Raw genomic sequence first — 18,432 nt, forward strand, 5'->3', positions numbered from 1 at the left:
GGTCCCGGCTGGGCTATCGCGCGCCCTCCTGGAACAGCACGACGCGCACCGTCTGCAACAGGATCAGGAAATCGAGCATCAGACTCTGATGCTTCATGTAATAGAGGTCGTAGGTCAGCTTCTCGCGGGCGTCCTCCAGGCTGGCGCCGTAGGGCGCGCGGACCTGGGCCCAGCCGGTGATGCCCGGCTTCACGCGATGGCGGTCGGCGTAGTATTCGATGGAGCGCGCCAGCTCTTCGACGAAGCAGGGCCGCTCCGGGCGCGGCCCGACGAAGCTCATGTCGCCCTTCAGGACGTTGATGACCTGGGGGATCTCGTCGATCCGGGCCTTGCGGATGAAGCCGCCGACCCGCGTCACGCGCGCATCGTTCTGGCTCGCCCAGCGCGGCCCGCCTGCCTCGGCGTCGGTGCGCATGCTGCGGAACTTGGTCAGCCAGAAAACCTTGCCGTCCAGGCCGACCCGCTCCTGCCGGTAGAACACCGGACCCGGGCTGTCGAGCTTGATCAGCAGCGCGGTCATCAGGCAGAGCGGCAGGGTGAACAGCAGGAAGGTGCCCGACACCAGGATGTCGAAGAGGCGCTTGGACAGGCGGAACAGCAGGTTCGAGCTGAAGCCGCCCGAGAAGATCAGCCAGCTGGGATACAGGTCGGACAGGTTGACGCGGCCGGTCTCGCGCTCGAGGTAGCTGGTGAGGTCGAGCACCTCGATGCCCTTGAAGCGGCACTCCAAGAGCTCACGCGTCGGCATCGCGCCGCGCCGCTCGTCCAACGCCACCACGACCTGATGGACTCCCAGCTCCTGGGCCAGGCTGGCGAGCGAGCCCGACGGCTCGAGCAGCCGGTCTTCGGCAACGGCGATGCTCGCCGCGCCCGCTCTGGCGCGGCGCTCGCCGACGGGGTTTTCGGGGGGCTGGTAGGGCAGGAAGCCGACGATGCGGGAGGTTGCCTCCTGGGGCAGCACCGCCGACAGGCCTGCCGCCTGCTGGCCGGCCCCGAGGATCAGGACCCGCTGGGAGAGCCCCCCGGTCGCGGAGAATACGTGGATGGCGACGTAACGGACGAGCCCGACCAGGGGCACCGCCAGGACCATGGAGAGCGCGATCGGCAGTGCCAGAGCGTTCATGTCAGCCGTCCCTGCGAGCGCCAAGGCGAGCAGGCCGGCGAGTCCGAAAACCAGGGCCGCGCGCAGGATCGCGGTGCGCAGCGAGGTGCGGGCCTTCGGTTCGTAGAGCCCCAGCGAGAACATCAGGGTGATGAGAAGCCCGCTCCAGGCTGCGGCGACCAGCGTGTCTCCCGGCAGGCTCCCCTCGGTCTCGACCGACATCCCCAGCTGCGTCGACAGCGCCGCGAGAACCAGAAGCCAGAGCAGTGCCCACTCACCCAGCGCCAGCGCCACCGTCGCTCTGCGTGTGTAGATTCCGAAGAACGTCATCGCTCACCCCATGAAGAAACGACCAACTTGGCTCGCAAAAACCCAAGCGGGCACAGCGTGGCGGCGGCAATCTCGAACGTCGGGTAGTGAGCAGATGCCGGAACGGCGTATGGATACCTTCCGACGGGGCTGCCACTACCTGTGACGATAATCGCTACGCTAGAAAGCTACGTACTGCCTTCTCGCTCCGCAGACCATGCGGTGAGGAGAACGCCGAAGCGCCGATCGCGTTCCACACCAAATTGGCGAGAAGTACGATTCAATGCGCGTCAGGTCCCGGACTATCCGGAGTCGCTAGCAATTCCGCGGGATCCGGGCGCGCGCGCCCCGGCAGCGTGGCGCTCTGGAATCAGGAAGCGCGCGCGCTCAGAGGAGGCCCGTCAGGCCGAAGTAGATCGCAAGCCAGCCGAGCAGCGACAGCGCGAGCCACAGGCCGAGCGCCGCCCCCGCCGACAGCCGCCGCCGTGGGCGGGAGGAGGTGGTCCTCTGCCCGGTGGCTTGGCCCTTGGTCGCGGAGACGATGCGGCTCATCAGCGATCCTCACCTCGGTTCGACAGGCGCGCCGGCTGCAACCGGGACCGGCCAATGCTATCAGGGAGTCTTCTCAGGCCCCGCCGGCAAACTGGAATCGGTCGGTGGAGCATCCTGAGTAGGACATCCTATCCTTCGTGTGCTTTCGACACAATTCACATAATATTAAAACGGGTAGTATTCAACTGGAAACTCGTTAGTTTTCTGGTCTTCGTTCGTTCCGACTCTAGGTTAATCGCAGCGGATCTTGTCGTCGGGACGGGCACTTCATTGGTGTCGGACCTGGGCCATCTCTACAGTTCGCCGGTCGGTCGTCCTCGAATGTATTTGGGACCCAGATTGCGCGCGGCGATTGCAAGCCCGAAGAGCGTCCTCTTGCTGTAGGCAGCGAGCCCCCAGCGCTGAAGGCGCGTGGTCATCCAATCCGACTTATAGTGATCATCCCCCCGCCCGAAATCTACTAGAGCGAAGGTGCCGCTGTCCAGCGCGCACTCGATCGCCCGGTAAATGAGCAGCGTGCCCGGGGACCAGTGCTTCCAGGCCGAATCGTAAGCGAGCTTGAAGATCGTCGCCTTGCCGGCCGCGACCGACCAGATCTGCGCGGCGATCGGCCGGGCGTCGGCCTGCAGAATCCAGACGAGCAGCGAGCCGTCGCCGAGGCCGCGGCGAATCAGTTCGGGCAGGAAGGCCTTGTGCGGTTCCGGCGGCTGCCAGGCGGCGGCCTGGACGGTCTCGTAGCAGCGGAGCGCCTCCTCGGCCTCCTGCGGCCGGTCGAAGCACCGGAAGGCGATCGCGTGCTCGCGTTCCAGGGCCTTGAGCTTGCGTCGCACGGTGCTGCGCAGCCGGCCCGGGCGGCCCTGCCAGTAGTCGCCGAAAGCCAGGCCGTCGCACGGCAGGGACCAGTTGCCGAAGTCGGCGAAGCGCTCGACCCGGAAGGCTGCGCCGCGCAGTGCGCTCTCGAGGATGCCGAGCGTTCCGTCGGCCTCGTCGAGCGCGCGGAAGACCAGGCGGTCGGGCGGGCGGCGCCGCGCGCCGAGGGCGCTGGCCCACTCCGCGATGGCGCGGCGCGAGCTCGGGTCCTCGGCCAAGCCGGGGGGCGCGTAGTAGCTGCTGTAGAAGTTCGCCAAGGCGTGCAGCTCGTAGCCGCGCAGGCCGAAGCCGCGCAGCGGCGCGCGCCTCAGCGGCAGGTCGATGACTTGACCCGACCCGCCGTGGAGCCGATGGACGACGGCGGTTTCGCCGGGGCCGAGGCAGGTATCGGCGAGCAGGCGGAACCATTCGCGCGATGTGAAGTATTCCGACGAGCAGATCGCCGGCCCGGCGACGCCGCCCCGGTCCCCGGCGTCGGCCTCGGGCAGGCGCAGATACTCCGAGAAGGGAATTTCCTGCATGCCTCGCCTTTCGAGCAAGCCCGCGTCCGAAGCCTCTTGGCAGGAGGCGACCGGGACCGCGGAGCGGCCGGTCAGGCTGTTGACGATCACCACTCTCTACCCGAACGCGGCCGAGCCCAACAAAGGTATCTTCGTCGAGAACCGCCTGCGCCACCTGCTCGCCAGCGGCCGCGCCCGCTCGCGCGTGATCGCACCGGTGCCCTGGTTTCCGAGCGCCCACCCGCGCTTCGGCACCTACGCCGCCTACGCCCGCGCGCCGCGGCAGGAGCAACGGCATGGCATCGAGGTCGCCCACCCGCGCTACCTCGTCGTCCCCAAGGTCGGGATGACCCTGGCGCCCTTCCTGCTGTTCCTGGCGATGTGGCGGGAAGTCCGGCGCCTGCGGCGCGCTGGCTTCGAGTTCGACGCGATCGACGCGCACTACTATTATCCGGACGGTGTCGCCGCCGCGCTGCTGGCGCGCCTGCTCGGCAAGCCGCTGACGATCACGGCCCGGGGCACCGACATCAACCTGATACCGCGCTACGCCCTGCCCCGACGCCTGATCCGCTGGGCGATCGGCCAGGCCGCTGCCTCGATCACCGTGTGCCAGGCACTCAAGGACGTGCTTGTCGAGCTGGGTGCCGAGCCCGACAGCGTCACCGTGATCCGCAACGGCGTGGACCTCGAGGCCTTCCGACCCCTCGACCGCGAGGCGATCCGGCGGAGGATGAAGCTCGAGGGCCCCGTCGTGGCCTCGGTCGGCTATCTGATCGAGCGCAAGGCCCACGACCTGCTGATCGCCGCCCTGCCCGAACTTCCGGGAACGACGCTGCTGATTGCCGGATCCGGGCCCGAAGAGGCGCGGCTGCGCCGCCAGGCCGAAACCCTGGGCGTCGCCGGGCGCGTGCGCTTTCTCGGCGCCCTGCCCCACGATGCCCTGCTCGAGGTCTACAACGCCGCCGACGTCACGGCGCTTGCCTCGAGCCGCGAGGGCTTCCCCAACGTCCTGCTGGAATCGATCGCCTGCGGCACGCCGGTCGTCGCCAGCCGCGTCTGGGGCACGCCCGAACTCATCACCAGCCCGAGCATCGGCCGGCTCGTCGACCCGCGCGAGCCCGCCGAGTTCGCCCGGCAGATCCGGGCGGTGCTCGACGAGCGGCCCGATCGCTCCCAGGTACGCGTATTTGCCGAAGGCCTTTCATGGGACAAGGCGACCCGGGCCCAGCTCGCACTGTTTTCGCGGGTGATGGGGGCCGGACATGCCCGGAGTGGATGTAAGGCGAGGCTGACAGGGACCCCGATCCTGTAACGCAATTTGACAGGCCCGGGGTGGCGTGCGGCGCAGTCGCCTGTCGGGAGCCCTCCACAACCGCTTGGCACGGGGATTGCGTCTCACCCCGTCATGAGTGGGGGCACTCATGTAGGAGCGACCGATGTTTTCCGGCTTACGAGCCTTATCTCTCGCCGCCACCATGGCTGCGGCCATGGTGGCGAGCGGGACCGCATCAGCGGCCGACGCGAGGACCCTGAGCGGTACCGCACTCTGCCTGGACTGGCTGGATGTCAGCAGCGAGCACCTCTGCCGTTGCGGCGACCTGCAGCTCGTCGCAAACCAGCCGGCGGGCGCTCAGGCGTCGAAGCCGGCCTGGCGCTATGCGCCCGTGGGACCGGCCGGGACTTCTGGCTGGGCCGGTGCGGGCGGCGCACCCGCGCCCGTGCAGACCGCCTTCATCCCGGACGGCTTCCTTCCGAACAGCGGCCTGGTGGGCGGACCCTCCGCTTCCGGACTGTCGAACTCGGCGGCCCCGCCGTTGAGCAACGGCCCGCAATCGACGTCGACGCCCGGCGGCCCCAAGGACCAGGGACCGATCGTACCGGCCCCTAGCCAGAAGCAGCCCCCGGCGATCTCCGGACCGCCTGTGACCGGCGGCGGCACTGGCGACGACCTGCTTGAGGAGGACGACCTGGAGCAGGTGATCGAGACCGCGCTGCCGCTGCCGCCGGTGCCCGAGAACCCCGCGCCGATCGCGTCGCCCCAGGTGACCCAGGTGCCCGAGCCGTCCTCGATCCTGCTGCTGCTGGGGCTCGGCGGACTGCTCTGCGGCTATCGCTTCGCCGCAGGAAGCCTGCGCCCGGCCCGGAGGACCGACTGCTAGGCCGGTCCATTCAGTCACGCTCCGCCGTCGCGGGGGAGCGTCCTCGACACGGCCGCGGCTGCCATCCGTTCGTTGCCCCCTCCCCCCAAGAGGCTAGGCTGATGGATGGGCGGCCGCGGTCGTGGCCGTTCGGTGCAAGGCTCGGACTGGCAAGCGGCCCTCAGCTTCGTCCTGTGGCGATGGCGGCGCGGGGGTCACCCGCCCCGCGGGGATCGGCGAGACCGGCCGGCCGGTCCTGCTCCAGCGCCCGGGCCCGCAGGGCGAGCGGGCCGATCGGCTGCCCGTTCAATTCTCCCATGAAGAAGGCCAGATAGCGCTCCAGCCTGCTTACCAGCGCATCGCGCTCTGCCACCGTCGCCGAGTAGGGGGTGCCGCCGACCATCGAGGAAGGGCTGTGCAGGCTGACGACGAAGCACTGCTGGCCCTGGCCCAGGCGCCTCAGGGTGAAGCGCTTCATGTCCTCGAAGCGATGGCCTTCCGGACTCAGCCTGATCCGCTCGACCAGGCGCAGGCGCGCCATCAGCCCCGCGGCGCGGGCCATGCGGCCGGCCGGGCGGCCGCTGAGCTCGAACATGCGCGCGCCCCAGCGGGCCAGGCCGCCGACGAAGCCGCCGCTGTTCGGCAGCTCCAGAACGCCGCCGGGCTGACCCAGCCAGCCGATGCGGTCCTCGAAGCGCAGGTAGTTGGGGCCGCCGTCGGGCGAGAAGTCGAAGGCCGGCGTGGCGCTCATGTCGACCAGGAAGCCGAGCCGTTGCAGGATCTCGAGCGTGTTCGCGCCGAAGCCGTAGCGGCCCGCCTTGTGGATCAGGGCCGGGTGGCCGAAGCGCTCGCGGATGCGCCCGGCAAGGCGCTCCAGCTTCTCGGCCTCCAGCGCGGCCGGCAGGTTGCCCTGATAGCTGTTGAAGTTGTCGATCGCCTCGGCGAAGGGCGGGTTGACCCAGGTGTGCAGCTGGGCGCCGATCTCGGCGCGGCCGTCCTCGACCAGCCGGCCGAGGACCTCGACGGCGTGGTCGCTGTCGGCGACCGGGTAGTCGATGGCATAGACCGGCCGCACGCCGTAGGCCTCGAAGATCCGCTGGAAGCGCCCGATCTCGTCAATGGCGGAAACCGAGGTCTCGCCGCGGTCGAAGGGCTTGTGCCAGTCGAACTCCTCCTCGGTGTCGACGACGACGACCAGCGCCGGCCGCTCGAGACGAAGCGGTGCGGACAGGCGCCGATGGCGCTGGGCGAGTGCGCAGGGGATCATGGCCGCCCCTCGCTTTCCCGTCCGGCGGGCGCGCTCGTCCCGGCGACCCGCTGCGCGCCTAGCCTCTCGGCCAGCTGCTCGACCCGCCGGGCATTCGCGGCCCAGGTCCATTCCCGTGCCAGCAGGTGTCGTGCGGCCGCGGCGCCCAGGCTCGCGCGCAGGTCGGGCTCGTCGCACAGCCGGCGCAGCGCCGAGCCGAAGCCCTCGGGGTCGGCCTCGTCGAACAGCAGGGCGTTGCGCTCGTGCTCCAGGATCTCGCGGACATTGCGCGCCGCCGGCGCGACGATGGCGCGGCCGGCCGCCATGTACTCGAACAGCTTGAGCGGCGAGGCGTAGTCCACGACCCTCGGCTGCAGGGCGATGTCGAAGGCCGCGACATAGGGCGGCAAGGCGGCGCGCCGGAGCACGCCCGTGAAGGTCACGTTGCCGGTCAGACCGAGCGCCTCGACCTGCCGCTTCAGGGCGGGCAGCGCGGGTCCGTCGCCCACCGCCAGCAGATGCAGCGACTCCCTGTCGGGCTGCCGGGCGAGCCAGTCGATGACCCGGTCGAGCCCGTGCCACTCGCGGATGAAACCGACGAAGCCGAGCACCAGCTTGCCCTGGAGCCCCAGCCCGTCGCGCAGGCTCGCGCCATCCTGATCCGCCAAAAACGCCTCATTTACGCCATTCTGCACGACGAGGATACGCTCCTCGGGCACGCCGGCCCGGCGCACATGGTCGGCGAGGGCATCCGTGACCGGCAGCACGGCGTCCGCCGCGCGCCAGACCGTGCGCTCGCTCCAGCGCGCGAGCGAGACCAGCGATAGTCCGCCGTGGTCGCGCCGCTCCGCGAAGAGAGGCGCGTTCACCTCCAGGATCAGCGGCACGCCGGTCAGCCGCTTGAGCAGCACGCCCGACAGCAGGAAGAGCGCGTAGCGCTCGTAGAAGACCTCCGGCCGGACGCGCCTGTAGGCGCGCCAGAGCCGCAGGAAGGCCGGCAGGTTGTAGCCGAGCTCGAGCAGCTCGAAGGCCGCCCGCGGCAGGATTCGCTTGATCCGCGACTTCATCGTGGTGCCGGTGCCGAAGCCGACTCCCGACACCTTCGGGCCGACCATCTCGAGGGCGTGGCCGCGCGCGCGCAGGCACTGCGTCAGTTCCTCGATATGGACGAACTGCCCGTCGGCCGAGGCCACCCTGTGCTGGTAGAGAATTCTCATCGGCGGCCTCAGTACTTGATCTTCTGGGACCGCCGCGCCGAGCGCAGCATGGGCTTGACGATCTGCTTGGCGTAGAGCGCCGGCCGCGACGACATCACCAGGTAGGCGAGGTTCGGCAGCACGCTGTCGCCCTGGAGGATCGCCTTGGAGAGGAGCTGCAGGCCGAGCCTCGGATGCGTCAGGTAGAGGTGCCGGCCGACCCGCGTGTAGCGGGTGCCCAGGATGGTCCGCCGCTCGGCGGGCGTTATCCTGGAGCCGAGGGTGGCGACGTGGCGCCGCACCATCGCCAGCTCGTTCTCGACCCGCCACAGCACGTTCTCGTTCGACAGGCTGCCGGCGCGCAGGTAGACGCGGACCAGGGGGCGGTCGACGAAGGCGAGATCCCCGACCATCGACAACCGGATCCAGAGATCCTGGTCCTCGGCGACCCTGAGCGCCTCGTTGAAGGGCCCGGCCTGCGCCAGGGCCTCGCGCCGGACCACGACCGAGGGCGTGCCGATGAAGTTGTAGGCCAGCAGGGTTCGCCAGACCTCCGGTCCGGAGCGGGGCTCGAGCCGGTCGTAGAGCCAGCTTTCCTCTTCGGTCCCCTCCTTGACGGCGATGCAGCGGGACGAGGCGAAGACCGCCGCCGGGTTGCTCTCCAGGGCCGCCAGCTGGGCCGTGAGCTTGCCCGGAAGCCAGGCGTCGTCGGCATCAAGGAAGGCGATGAAGGCGCCCTTGGCTAGGGCGATGCCGCGATTGCGTGCCGCCGAGGCGCCCTTGCGCCCCGGGTTCGCCGCCAGCACCAGGTTCGGCAGTCCGAGGCTCTTGACCGCCTCGACCGTCCGGTCGCTGCTGCCGTCGTCGACGACGATGATCTCCAGGTCCTCGAAGCGCTGCTCGACCACGGAGCTCAGGGCGCGGACGATGGTTTCCTCGGCGTTGAAGCAGGGTATGACGACGCTGACCTGGACCATCAGAGGCGCACCGCCGTCGGCTCGGCCGTCCGGATCGGCGGCGCCAGGTCGGCAGGCCCCGGCGCCTGGGCCGCCTCGCCTGCCGCCGCCCAGTCCTGGGCCAGGAAGGCGTCGAACATCAGCAGGCTCCAGATCGCCTGGCTGTGGTCGCGCGCGCCGCTGCGGTGTTCGCGCACCACGGCCTGCAGCCCGTCCGGGTCGATGATCCCGGTTTCGGCCAGCCTGCCGCTGCCGACGAGGGTGTCGAGCCGGCCTGCGAGGCCGCGCTGCATCCACTTCGCCAGCGGCAGCGAGAAGCCCTGCTTGCGGCGATAGAGCAGCTCGGCGGGCACCAGCGGCTCGAAGGCGCGCTTGACCAGGATCTTGCCCTCGCGGTTCGCCATGCGGTCGGCGAGCGGCAGCCCGGCGGCCCATTCGGCGAGCTCGTGGTCGAGCAGCGGCGGCCGCACCTCGAGGCCGTGGGCCATGCTCGCGCGGTCGACCTTGACCAGCATGCGGCCCGGCAGCCAGGTCTTGAAGTCGAGATACTGGGCCAGGCCCAGGGGGTCGTCGGTCCCTGCCCGCTCGGCGTGGCGGGCGAGCACGGATTCGGGGCGGTAGTCGCCCAGCGACTGCTGGAAATCGGCGGTCAGCAGGCGCCGGCGCTCGCTGTCCGGCAGCACGGTGACGCTGCGGAAGTAGCCGGTGACGCTGTCCTGCGCCAGCGACTCGAAGGTCGACTTGCCGCGCAGCCACTGCGGCGCCCGGTCGAGCTTCGGATAGTGCCGCGCGAGCGGGGCGAAGAGGCCGCGCCGGAGGCCTTCCGGCAGGTGCCGGCGCAGGCGTTCCTGCATCAGGAAGAACCAGTAGCGCCGGTAGCCGGCAAAGAGCTCGTCGCCGCCGTCGCCCGACATGGCGACGGTAACCCGCTCGCGCGCCAGCCGGCTGACGAGGTAGGTCGGCAGGGCGGAGCTGTCGGCGAAGGGCTCGCCGTACGCCTTCGCCAGGGTCTCGATCATGGCGCAGGAGTCGACGGCGACGGTCCGCTCCAGGTGGTCGGTGCCGTAGCGCTCGGCGACGAGCCGCGCGAAGGGCCGCTCGTCGACCGCCGGGTCGTCGAAGCCGATCGTCGAGGTTTGCACCGGGGCGTCGGAGAGGCCGGCCATCAGCGCGACGATGCCGCTCGAGTCGACCCCGCCGGACAAGAAGGAGCCCAGGGGCACGTCGCTCATCCGGCGCAGCGCGACGCTCTCGGTCAGCCGCTCGACCAGTTCCTCGCGGCGATCGACGCCGTCGGCCGCGCTCGGATCGAAGCAGATGTTCCAGTAGGCGCGCGGCTCCGGCCGGCCCGCCTGTCCCCGGCGCAGCGTCAGGCTGTACCCTGGCTCGAGCTTGCAGATCCCGGCGAAGATCGACTTGGGATCGGGCACGTAGCCGTAGGCGAAGTAGTCGGCCACCGCGCTGTTGTCGAGCGAGGGCGCGCCGCCGAGGCCGACGACCACGGCGCGCAGTTCCGAGGCGAAGACCAGGAGGCCGTCGGGGGTTACGGCATAGTAGAGCGGCCGCTCGCCGACGCGGTCGCGCGACAGGAACAGGCTGTCGGCCGCCCGGTCCCAGATCGCGAAGGCGAACATGCCGCGCAGGCGTGTCGGCAGGCTCTCGCCCCACTCCTCCCAGCCGTGGACCAGGACCTCGGTGTCGCAGCGCGTCTCGAAGCGATGGCCGTCGGCGAGCTCGCGCCTCAGCGCCTCGTGATTGTAGATCTCGCCGTTGTAGGTCGTCAGGACCGTGCCGTCCTCGTTGGCCATCGGCTGGCCGCCGCCGGCGAGGTCGACGATCGAGAGGCGCCGGTGCCCGAGGCTGAGGCCCGGCTCGTGATGGAAGCCGGAGCCGTCGGGACCGCGGTGGGCGAGCGCAGCCGTCATCCGCTCCACCCGCGCCGGGTCGAGCGGTCGCCGGCCGCGCAGATCGAAGAGTCCCGCAATGCCGCACATGTCCGTCAGCCCTGCTACTCGGCGCCGCGGGTGCCGGCCCGCGACGGCAGCACCGGCGCCGCCTGCTGCAGGAAGCGGCGAATCCGCTCCAGGGCGCTCTCGACGTCGTTCACGACCGGCGTGCTGACCAGGAAGGCCGCAGCCGGCGCCTCGCGCAGCTGCATCCGGGCCGCGGCCTGGCGCAGCTTGAGGCTGAGGGCGTCGTCGACGAAGACGCCGTCGATCCAGTAGAAGACGGCGACCAGGCGCCGCTCGCCGCCGCGGTCGATCCGGAACACGCGTCCGGGCGCGGGCAGCCCGCCGATCTCGGCGCTCCAGGTCCTGGTGTCGACCCGCGTCCAGTCCTTGCCGAACAGCAGGTTGGAACCGTGGATCAGCTCGGCGCCCTGGCGCTGATAGCGGTAGTAGGCGAGGTAGAGGTCGAGCGGCACGCCCTCGACCTCGTAGCGCGCACGCTCGATCGCGTCGGCCGAAGCGAACTCCGGCTGCCAGGCGCCGCCGGTCTCGGCCGAGGGCCAGCCGGTCGACGCCAGCGTGGGCAGCGCCTCCTCGCCGCTCGCCGCGGCGCGGGTCATCAGCAGGCCCCAGACCGGCCCGGCCAGGGCGACGGCGATCGCCAGCGCGGCGAAGCCGATGCCCAGCCGGCGCCGGTCGGACGCCGGTCGCGGCGCCGCGGCCGCGGGCTCGACCGTGCCCAGGCCGGCCATGCCGCGGTCGGCGAAGAGGTTGCCGACGAACAGCGAAAGCAGCATCACTATCGTGAAGAAGCCCCAGCCGTAGACCAGGTGGTCGACGCCGACGGCGACCGTGTTGTCGGTCTTGTAGGCGACGTAGATGATGCCGAAGGCGCGCAGGCCGTTGGCGAGGATGGGGATGATCGTGGCCAGGGCCATGAAGGCCACCCACTTCCACCAAACCCGGTAGGTGAAGTGGCAGAACAGGAAGGCGACGACGAGGTTGGCGATCAGGAAGCGCAGCCCGGCGCAGGCCTCGGCGACCTCGAAGAAGCCGGTCGGAGTCTGGATCAGCACGCCCTCGTGGAACACCGGGATGCCGATCAGGCGCAGCAGGCGGACCGAGAACTGCGCCGTCACGTCCTGCAGCGCCGGCACCAGCTCCTCGCCGAAGGGCACCATGGCGAAGGCGAAGAGCAGCGGGAACCACAGGACCCGGGCAGCCCGCCAGCCCATCAGGGCGGGGACCAGGCCGGCCAGCAGGCCGATCAGGCCGAGCTGCTGGAAGAACAGGACGTCGCCCGCCGAGCCGAGCGCCCAGAGCAGGCCGAAGGGAACAAGGCAGAGCGCGCCGAGGGCCGAGCCGGTCGGCTCGACCAGCGCGAGCCGTCGCCGCTGCCGCCAGACCAGGAACAGGCAGATCGGCAGCACGATGAAGCCATGGTGATAGGTCGTGGTCGTCGACCAGGTGCCGATCATGGCTGCCACGACCTCGCGGCCGGCCAGCAGCAGCAGCGCCGCTCCGACCGCGTAGGCCGTCAGGCTGCGCTGCCAGGCGCTGCTCGACAGGGGATGCGGATGGACCCGCGCGAGCGGCGAATCAGTCATTGGGGCGGGTTCCCGTCATGCCGGTACGGCCAGGGGCGCGGAGCAATCCGCACCCGGTGCCGCGCGCTCCAGGGCGCGTTGAAGGATGAGATCCAGCTCGCGCTCGCGGGCCTGCCAGGAGAACTGCTCGCGGACCAGGGTCCGAGCCGCGGCACCGAGATCGCGGACGAGGTCCGGCTCCTCTAGCAGTCGGCAGACCGCGGCGGCGAAGCTGCCGGGCTCGCCGGCGACCAGCAGGTCACGACCGGCGACGCACTCGATGCCTTCGCGCGCCTCGGGCGTCGCGACGACGGCGCGGGCCATGGCCATGGCCTCTAGCACCTTGTTCTGGATGCCGCGGGCGACCCGCAGCGGCGCGACGACGGCCTCGGCGTGGGCGAGGTAGGGGCAGACGCTCTCGACGCGCCCGGTCACCCGCACGCCCTCCAGGTCCGCGAGCTGCTGCACGGCGGCCGTGGGCCGGGCGCCGATGATGCTGAAGACGGCCTGCGGGTGGCGCCGGCGCACCAGCGGCAGGATCTCGCGCGCGAACCAGGCGACCGCCTCGACGTTGGCGCGGTAGTCCATGGCCCCGGTGAAGACGAGGCTGCGTTCGCCCGCCGGGAAGGGCGAGGCCCAGTCCCGCCCGGAGTCGAACTGCACGAGGTCGACGCCGTTGCCGACGGCGCCGACGGCGGCCTCGTCCAGCCCGGTCTTGCAGCGGAACAGGGCCGCTTCGGGCTCGCTGACCAGGGTGCTGAAGGCGGCGCGCTCGGCGATCCGCCGTTCCTCGCGCTCGAGCAGCCGCGCCTCGCGGGCGAACAGCCAAGACAGCGGCGGCTTCGCCTCCTCGGCGTACTGCCGCCACTTCTCGGAATCGACGTCGACGAAGTCGACGATCACGGGCGGGCCGCCGCGGCCGGCCAGGGCGAAGGGCGCGACGCCCGAGGAAAAGACGTAGACGAATTTCAGCGGCCGCTCCGCGATCACCCGACGCGCCCAGCGCCGCAGCCCGGCCTTGCGGAAGTAGGCGAAGGTCAGCGGCTCGCCCGTCAGCAGGCCGCTCAGGCTGAGCAGCTTCTGGCGGCGCGGCGAGATCTCCTCCACGTGCAGGCTGGCGACGCGCTCGGCCAGGAACGGCAGATGCGCGCGGTCGTCCGGGTCGTCGAGCAGGCAGCCGAGGTGGACCCGATAGCGCGACGCCAGGTGGCGCAGCACGTGCCACGAGCGGATCTTGTCGCCCTTGTCCGGGGGATAGGGAATCCGGTGGGACAGAAAAAGGATCTCGTCCATCGGCGTTTCAGCCCAGCTGCCGGGCGACCAGGGGGCCGACCCGCCTGGACAGCCACAGCGGCAGGTGCTGCCAGGTTCGCACCATCATCCGGTACTTGGGGTTCAGCGGGTTCACGTCGGGCAGCGCGCGCGCCCGCACCAGATGATACTGGTAGCTGAGCGGCTGCGGCTCGAAGCCCCAGAACCTCTTGTAGTCGTAGGAACCGGTGCCGGTCTTGCTGCGGCCGAAGTCGAAGATCCGAACCCCGCGCGCCGCCGCCCGCTGCATCAGCGTCCAGTAGAGGTAGTCGAAGGCGTGATGCCCGCGCGCCGCTGGGGTGGCGCCGGCGAAGTAGGGCAGCACCTGGTCGCGGAAGAAGAAGCTCAGGAGCGAGGCCAGCCCTTCGCCGTCCTTGCGGATCAGCGACAGCTCCGTCGCGTCCGGAAACTCCTCGAGGATCGCCTCGACGAAGCGCTGGGAGAAGACTGGGGTGCCGTGGTTGCGCAGGGATTCGGCATAGAGCGCGTAGACCTCCGCGACCGGCGCGTCGATCTCGACGCTCAGGTCCGACTTGATCGCCTTGCGCACGTCGGCGCGCTTCTTGCGCGGGATCGCCTTCAGGTTCTCCTCGTCGTCCTCGGCCAGCGGGCGGCGAAAGACCGCGTAGGTCCCGTCCTTGACCAGCCAGTCGTCGAGGACCGCCGTCTCGGAACGCAGCTCGACGTAGTCGACGCCGCGCTCGCGTCCGATCTCGGCGGCGCGCTCCGCCAGCAGGCGCCGCGCCGGGTCGCTCGCAGCGGCGATGCCGCCGCCGACCGTGAAGCCCGTCGAGATCAGCGCCTTGCCGAAGATCGGCGAACTGACCAGCACCAGCGGCAGGACACCCTCGATCGCCTCCTCCCGCTCGGCCAGCAGGTACCAGGTGCGGTGGCCGTGCGCCTTGCGGACGACCTCCGACCAGCCGAAGCGGTGGAAGAAGGTGGCTTCCTCGCAGCCCTCGACGAAGTCGTCCCAGCGCGGGCGGTCAGCCGCCTCGGCGGCGCGCACCCGCAGGGCGGGCGGGGTCGCGGAAGCCGCGGGCGGCATTTCGGGCTTGAGCATGGCGGACATAGCTTTAGGCCGTCGCAGCCAAGCGCGGCGCCGCGGCCGGGGCGTTGTCGACCTGGACGGCGGGAGTGTGCACGAGGCCGTAGCGGCGGTCGATGCGGTCCCAGGCGAAGTCGCGCAGCAGGCGTTCGAGCTTGCCTTCCATGGCCGACAGGCGGCTGTAGTGGCGCAGCCTGGCGCGGGCCGGCAGCCGCTCGGCGACCGGCTGTCCCGGATCGACTTCCCAGGGGTGCAGGTAGAAGGTCGCCGGCAGACCGTCGAGCCGGTTCAGGCGGGCGATGTTCATGCGGCTCCAGGCGTAGGGCAGCAGCCGGAAGAAGCCACCGCCGCCGCAGGACAGGCGCTTGCCGAAGCGCTCGACCACGGCGACCGGGATCTCGAGCAGCCCGGTCTGCTGGCAGCGCACCGGGTGGCGTGGGTGGTCGGGCGCGCCGTAGTGGTCGTGCGCGATCGGGTGCAGGCTGGAGCTGTAGTGGTGGCCGGTCTCGACCAGGCACTCGTAGGCCCAGGGGGTGCGTTCGCAGATCGAGAAGCTGGGCGCGCGGTAGCCGATCACCGCCCGGCCGGCGAGCTCCTCGAGCAGGTCCTTGGTCCGGCGCAGGTCCTCGGTGAAGGCCTCGGGGGTCAGCTCGAAGACCTTCTGGTGCCCGTACCCGTGGCTCGCCACCTCGTGGCCGCCGCGCGCGATCTCGCGCACCAGATCCGGGAACTCCTCGGCGACGACGCCGAGCACGAAGAAGGTCGCCTTGACCCCTGCCCGCTCAAACAGCGCGAGCAGGCGCCGGGTGCTGGCGTCGACGCGGCGCTCGGGAAGGTGCCAGCTGTCACGCGGGTAGGCGCCGGACAGCGCCCAGACGTGATAGTAGTCCTCGACGTCGACCGAGAGCGCATTGACCATCGCCGCTCCCGCCGGCGCCTGCCAATCCGGGGCCTGCCAATCGGGGGCCTGCCAGTCCGCCGCCTCAAGCATCCTGTTCGAGCGCGCCGGGGACACGTCCATCCGCGTTCTCCTGTCTGGGGGTGGCGAGCGGCGCCTTGGCGACGAACTCGATCAGCGACTGCAGGGTCTGCCGGAGGGCCGCCTCCTCGGCCGAGACCCGCTCGTCGAGCGAGCCGAGCGTGCGTTTGATCTCCTTCAGCTGCCCGCGCAGGGTTGTCAGCTCGCGCTTTTCGGCGAAGCCCCCCTTGCCGCGGCTGAGCTCGGCCAGGGCCTGCTCGACGGCCTCGACCCGCTCGGCCAGGGCTCCGGCCTCGGCGCCCCCCTGGGCAGGGCCCATCGAGTAGCGCTGCAGCAGCTGCTCCAGGCGCCGCTCGAGGTCGAGCCTCTGGCGGCCCTCGCTGCCGCCGTCGGCCGCCGGCGCGCGCGCCGTGCCGTTGGCCGCGCCGTTCGCGGCGCCTTGCTGGGCCTGGCCGGCGGACGGCTCCGCGGTCAGCTCCCCGCGCAGGTCCTCCAGCACCTCTGCGACCGTGGCTTCGTTCAGCTCCTCGAGCTCCTCGAGGGCGCCGAACAGCAGCAGGCGGGCGCAGATCTGGTTGATCCGACGCGGCAGGCCGCGGCTCGCCTCGTGGATCGCGCGGAAGGCGCCGGGCGTCAGCGCCGGGCGGTCCTGCCACCCGACCAGCCGAAGCCGGTGCTCGATGTAGCGCCGCGTGTCGTCCTGGTTCAGCGGCTGCAGGTGGAAGGAGGCGACGACGCGCTGGCGCAGCTGCTCCAGGTCCGGGTCGAGCAGGATGTCGCGGAACTGCGGCTGCCCGACCAGGAAGATCTGGAAGACCGAGCGGCCCTCGACCTGGAAGTTGGTCAGCATGCGGAACTCTTCGATCGTCCGCTTGGGGATGTTCTGCGCCTCGTCGACGATCAGCAGGACCCGCTTGCCGGCGCTGTGCTGGCGCCGCAGGAAGCTGGAGAAGGCCTCCAGGGCCGCCGCCTTCTGGCGCTCCTCGACCTCGAGGTCGAAGGCCGAGACGATGAGCTTCAGGGCCTCGTCGGCTTCCACGGCGCTGGTGACCAGCGTCCTGGCGACGATCCGGGTCTGGTCGACCTCGGCGAGCATGTGCTCGATGATCAGCGACTTGCCGGCCCCGATCTCGCCGGTGATGACGATGAAGCCCTCGCCCTGCTCAAGCCCGAAGTTGAGGTAGTTCAGTGCCTTGCGGTGCACCGAGGTATCGACGAAGAAGCGCGGGTCCGGGGTCAGTCGGAAGGGCGCGGAGCTCAGGCCATAGAAGTCTTCGATGATGTCCTGCATCAGAACCTTAGTCGGCCCGCGACGAAGGCCGTGTTTTCCGTGTACTCGTCGCTCTCCTCGCTGGCGTGGCGCTGGGTGTGCGAAACGCCGAAGGAGATCACGGTGTTCGTGTAGATAAGGTAATCGAGCGACGCCTGGGCGCCGAAGGTGTTGGTGCTGTCTTCGTCGTCGACATGGGTCGCGAAGCCGGACAGCCGGCTGCTCCAGGTCCGCGATAGCTGGCGTGACCACAGGCCGGTCAGCCCATAGGTCGTCTCGCTGCGGGTGTCGAACTCGCGGTCGATGTAGACGAACCCGAGGTTGAGCGCGTTGCGGCCGTAGAGGCCCGAGAGGCCGACATCGCCGCGCCAGGTGACCGCCACGCCGCTCTGGCTGTCCTCGATCAGGTCCTCCGGGCCGGGCCCGATCACCAGCTCGCCCGTCACCGGGTCGAAGACGTTCTCGCGACGCCGGTCGCGCCTGCGGTCGGTGTTCGACTCCAGGACTCGGTTGATGGCGCCGGTCAGCGTCAGGCGCGGCGTGATCTCGTGGGCGAAGTCGCCCTCGACCCAAAGGCCGCCGTAGCGCTGGCCGACGCCGATCGAAAATTCCGTACGCGGACCCGGGCGGCTGTCGAAGCCGACCTGATAGAAGGGACCGCTGAGGTCGCGCGAGCTTTCCGAATCGATCTCGTCGTAGCCGAGCTTGGCGGTCGGCGAGAACTGGCGCCAGGCCGCGTACTTGCCGGAGACCATGGCGGTCGAGCGCTCGAGGTCGTCGCTGGCGAAGCCGTCGTCGTCGGAGTCGCCCTCGTCGCGGATATGCTCGAGCAGCAGCGCGCCCTGGGTGCGGGTGAAGCGGCTGCCGCTCTGCAGCTCCAGGCGCTGCTCCTCCTGGGTGGTGTCGCCCGATCCCGCGAAGGTCTCGATGCGCCGGTAGCGCAGCTCCCCGTCGGCCCAGTTGCCGAAGGAATGGGCGAGATAGGGGCTGGCTTCCAGCACCGTCACGCTCTCGCGGTCGCCGCGGCCGGAACCGGAGGCCGAAACGCGGCTCGCCGGCTCGAGCAGCTGGCGGCTCGAGGAGCCCTCGAGGTCGAGGTACAGCCAGTCCTCCCACAGCTCGGCGGTGGCGGCGCCCAGGACGTTCTGGTCGACCAGAAAACTGTCGTCGTTCGAGAAATGGCGCAGGGCGACGGTGCCGCTGAACAGCAGGTCTAGCCGGTTGCCGTCGACGATCACGCTGGCGGACGGCGACACGGATGTGATCAAAGCGCCCTCCTCCTCGCCGTCGGGTGCCAGATCGACGTTGTCGGTCACCGTAAGGCTACTCCCAATCGACTTGGTTACCCGCACGTCGGCCGCCGCCGCTGGGCTGCTGCCGATCATTACACACGCCGCAAGCGCTGCCCCTGTCAGGCCGT

The 18,432-nt window shown here is 70.4% G+C and carries 15 protein-coding genes; 2 read left to right on the forward strand and 13 right to left on the reverse strand.

The window, feature by feature from the left end:
• Positions 1-13: 13 nt before the first annotated feature.
• The 3 genes from WD341_RS02005 to WD341_RS02015 form a co-directional block, all read right to left on the reverse strand.
• Positions 14-1,432, reverse strand: coding sequence for a TIGR03013 family XrtA/PEP-CTERM system glycosyltransferase (locus tag WD341_RS02005; protein ID WP_368423735.1), 1,419 nt, complete (start codon positions 1,430-1,432; stop codon positions 14-16).
• Between the two features lie 366 nt (positions 1,433-1,798).
• Positions 1,799-1,963, reverse strand: a complete 165-nt coding sequence (locus WD341_RS02010) for a hypothetical protein (protein WP_368423736.1) — start codon at positions 1,961-1,963, stop codon at positions 1,799-1,801.
• A gap of 293 nt (positions 1,964-2,256) precedes the next feature.
• Positions 2,257-3,354 (reverse strand): GNAT family N-acetyltransferase, encoded by a 1,098-nt coding sequence (locus WD341_RS02015; protein WP_368423737.1) that lies wholly within the window; start codon positions 3,352-3,354, stop codon positions 2,257-2,259.
• A 79-nt stretch (positions 3,355-3,433) separates the two neighbouring features.
• On the opposite strand from WD341_RS02015, the gene WD341_RS02020 reads away from it, so the two are divergent.
• The gene (locus WD341_RS02020; protein WP_368423738.1) at positions 3,434-4,645 is read left to right on the forward strand and encodes a glycosyltransferase family 4 protein; all 1,212 of its coding nucleotides are present in this window, start codon (positions 3,434-3,436) and stop codon (positions 4,643-4,645) included.
• A 124-nt stretch (positions 4,646-4,769) separates the two neighbouring features.
• Entirely contained in the window at positions 4,770-5,492 is a 723-nt protein-coding gene (locus tag WD341_RS02025; RefSeq protein ID WP_368423739.1) for a PEP-CTERM sorting domain-containing protein, read from the forward strand.
• Positions 5,493-5,652: 160 nt separating this feature from the next.
• Here WD341_RS02025 and WD341_RS02030 read toward each other — a convergent pair whose 3' ends face one another.
• From WD341_RS02030 to WD341_RS02075, 10 genes are read right to left on the reverse strand one after another with little or no spacing between them, the layout of a single operon-like run.
• Positions 5,653-6,738, reverse strand: coding sequence for a polysaccharide deacetylase family protein (locus tag WD341_RS02030; protein ID WP_368423740.1), 1,086 nt, complete (start codon positions 6,736-6,738; stop codon positions 5,653-5,655).
• Positions 6,735-7,934 (reverse strand): glycosyltransferase family 4 protein, encoded by a 1,200-nt coding sequence (locus WD341_RS02035; protein WP_368423741.1) that lies wholly within the window; start codon positions 7,932-7,934, stop codon positions 6,735-6,737. Before WD341_RS02035 ends, WD341_RS02030 begins: the two co-directional genes overlap by 4 nt.
• An 8-nt stretch (positions 7,935-7,942) precedes the next feature.
• Positions 7,943-8,890: a glycosyltransferase family 2 protein gene (locus WD341_RS02040; RefSeq protein WP_368423742.1), complete on the reverse strand. Its 948-nt coding sequence runs from the start codon at positions 8,888-8,890 to the stop codon at positions 7,943-7,945.
• Positions 8,890-10,863, reverse strand: a complete 1,974-nt coding sequence (locus tag WD341_RS02045) for an XrtA/PEP-CTERM system amidotransferase (RefSeq protein WP_368423743.1) — start codon at positions 10,861-10,863, stop codon at positions 8,890-8,892. The genes WD341_RS02040 and WD341_RS02045 overlap by 1 nt, the downstream gene beginning before the upstream one ends.
• 14 nt (positions 10,864-10,877) lie before the next feature.
• On the reverse strand, positions 10,878-12,425 hold the full coding sequence (xrtA, locus tag WD341_RS02050) for an exosortase A (protein WP_368423744.1): 1,548 nt from the start codon (positions 12,423-12,425) through the stop codon (positions 10,878-10,880).
• A gap of 15 nt (positions 12,426-12,440) precedes the next feature.
• A complete protein-coding gene (locus WD341_RS02055) occupies positions 12,441-13,697 on the reverse strand; it encodes a TIGR03087 family PEP-CTERM/XrtA system glycosyltransferase (RefSeq protein ID WP_368423745.1) in 1,257 nt (418 codons plus the stop codon).
• A 7-nt stretch (positions 13,698-13,704) separates the two neighbouring features.
• The gene (locus WD341_RS02060) at positions 13,705-14,778 is read right to left on the reverse strand and encodes a FemAB family XrtA/PEP-CTERM system-associated protein (protein WP_368423746.1); all 1,074 of its coding nucleotides are present in this window, start codon (positions 14,776-14,778) and stop codon (positions 13,705-13,707) included.
• A gap of 13 nt (positions 14,779-14,791) precedes the next feature.
• A complete protein-coding gene (locus tag WD341_RS02065; RefSeq protein WP_368423747.1) occupies positions 14,792-15,784 on the reverse strand; it encodes an XrtA system polysaccharide deacetylase in 993 nt (330 codons plus the stop codon).
• A complete protein-coding gene (locus tag WD341_RS02070) occupies positions 15,747-17,033 on the reverse strand; it encodes an XrtA/PEP-CTERM system-associated ATPase (protein ID WP_368423748.1) in 1,287 nt (428 codons plus the stop codon). Before WD341_RS02070 ends, WD341_RS02065 begins: the two co-directional genes overlap by 38 nt.
• Positions 17,033-18,397 carry a TIGR03016 family PEP-CTERM system-associated outer membrane protein gene (locus tag WD341_RS02075; RefSeq protein WP_368423749.1) on the reverse strand — a complete coding sequence of 455 codons (1,365 nt, stop codon included), beginning with the start codon at positions 18,395-18,397 and terminating at the stop codon, positions 17,033-17,035. The genes WD341_RS02070 and WD341_RS02075 overlap by 1 nt, the downstream gene beginning before the upstream one ends.
• Positions 18,398-18,432 lie beyond the last annotated feature (35 nt).

Origin of the sequence: Tistlia sp., assembly GCF_040905785.1 — a bacterium.
Taxonomy (GTDB): Bacteria; Pseudomonadota; Alphaproteobacteria; order Kiloniellales; family DSM-21159; genus Tistlia.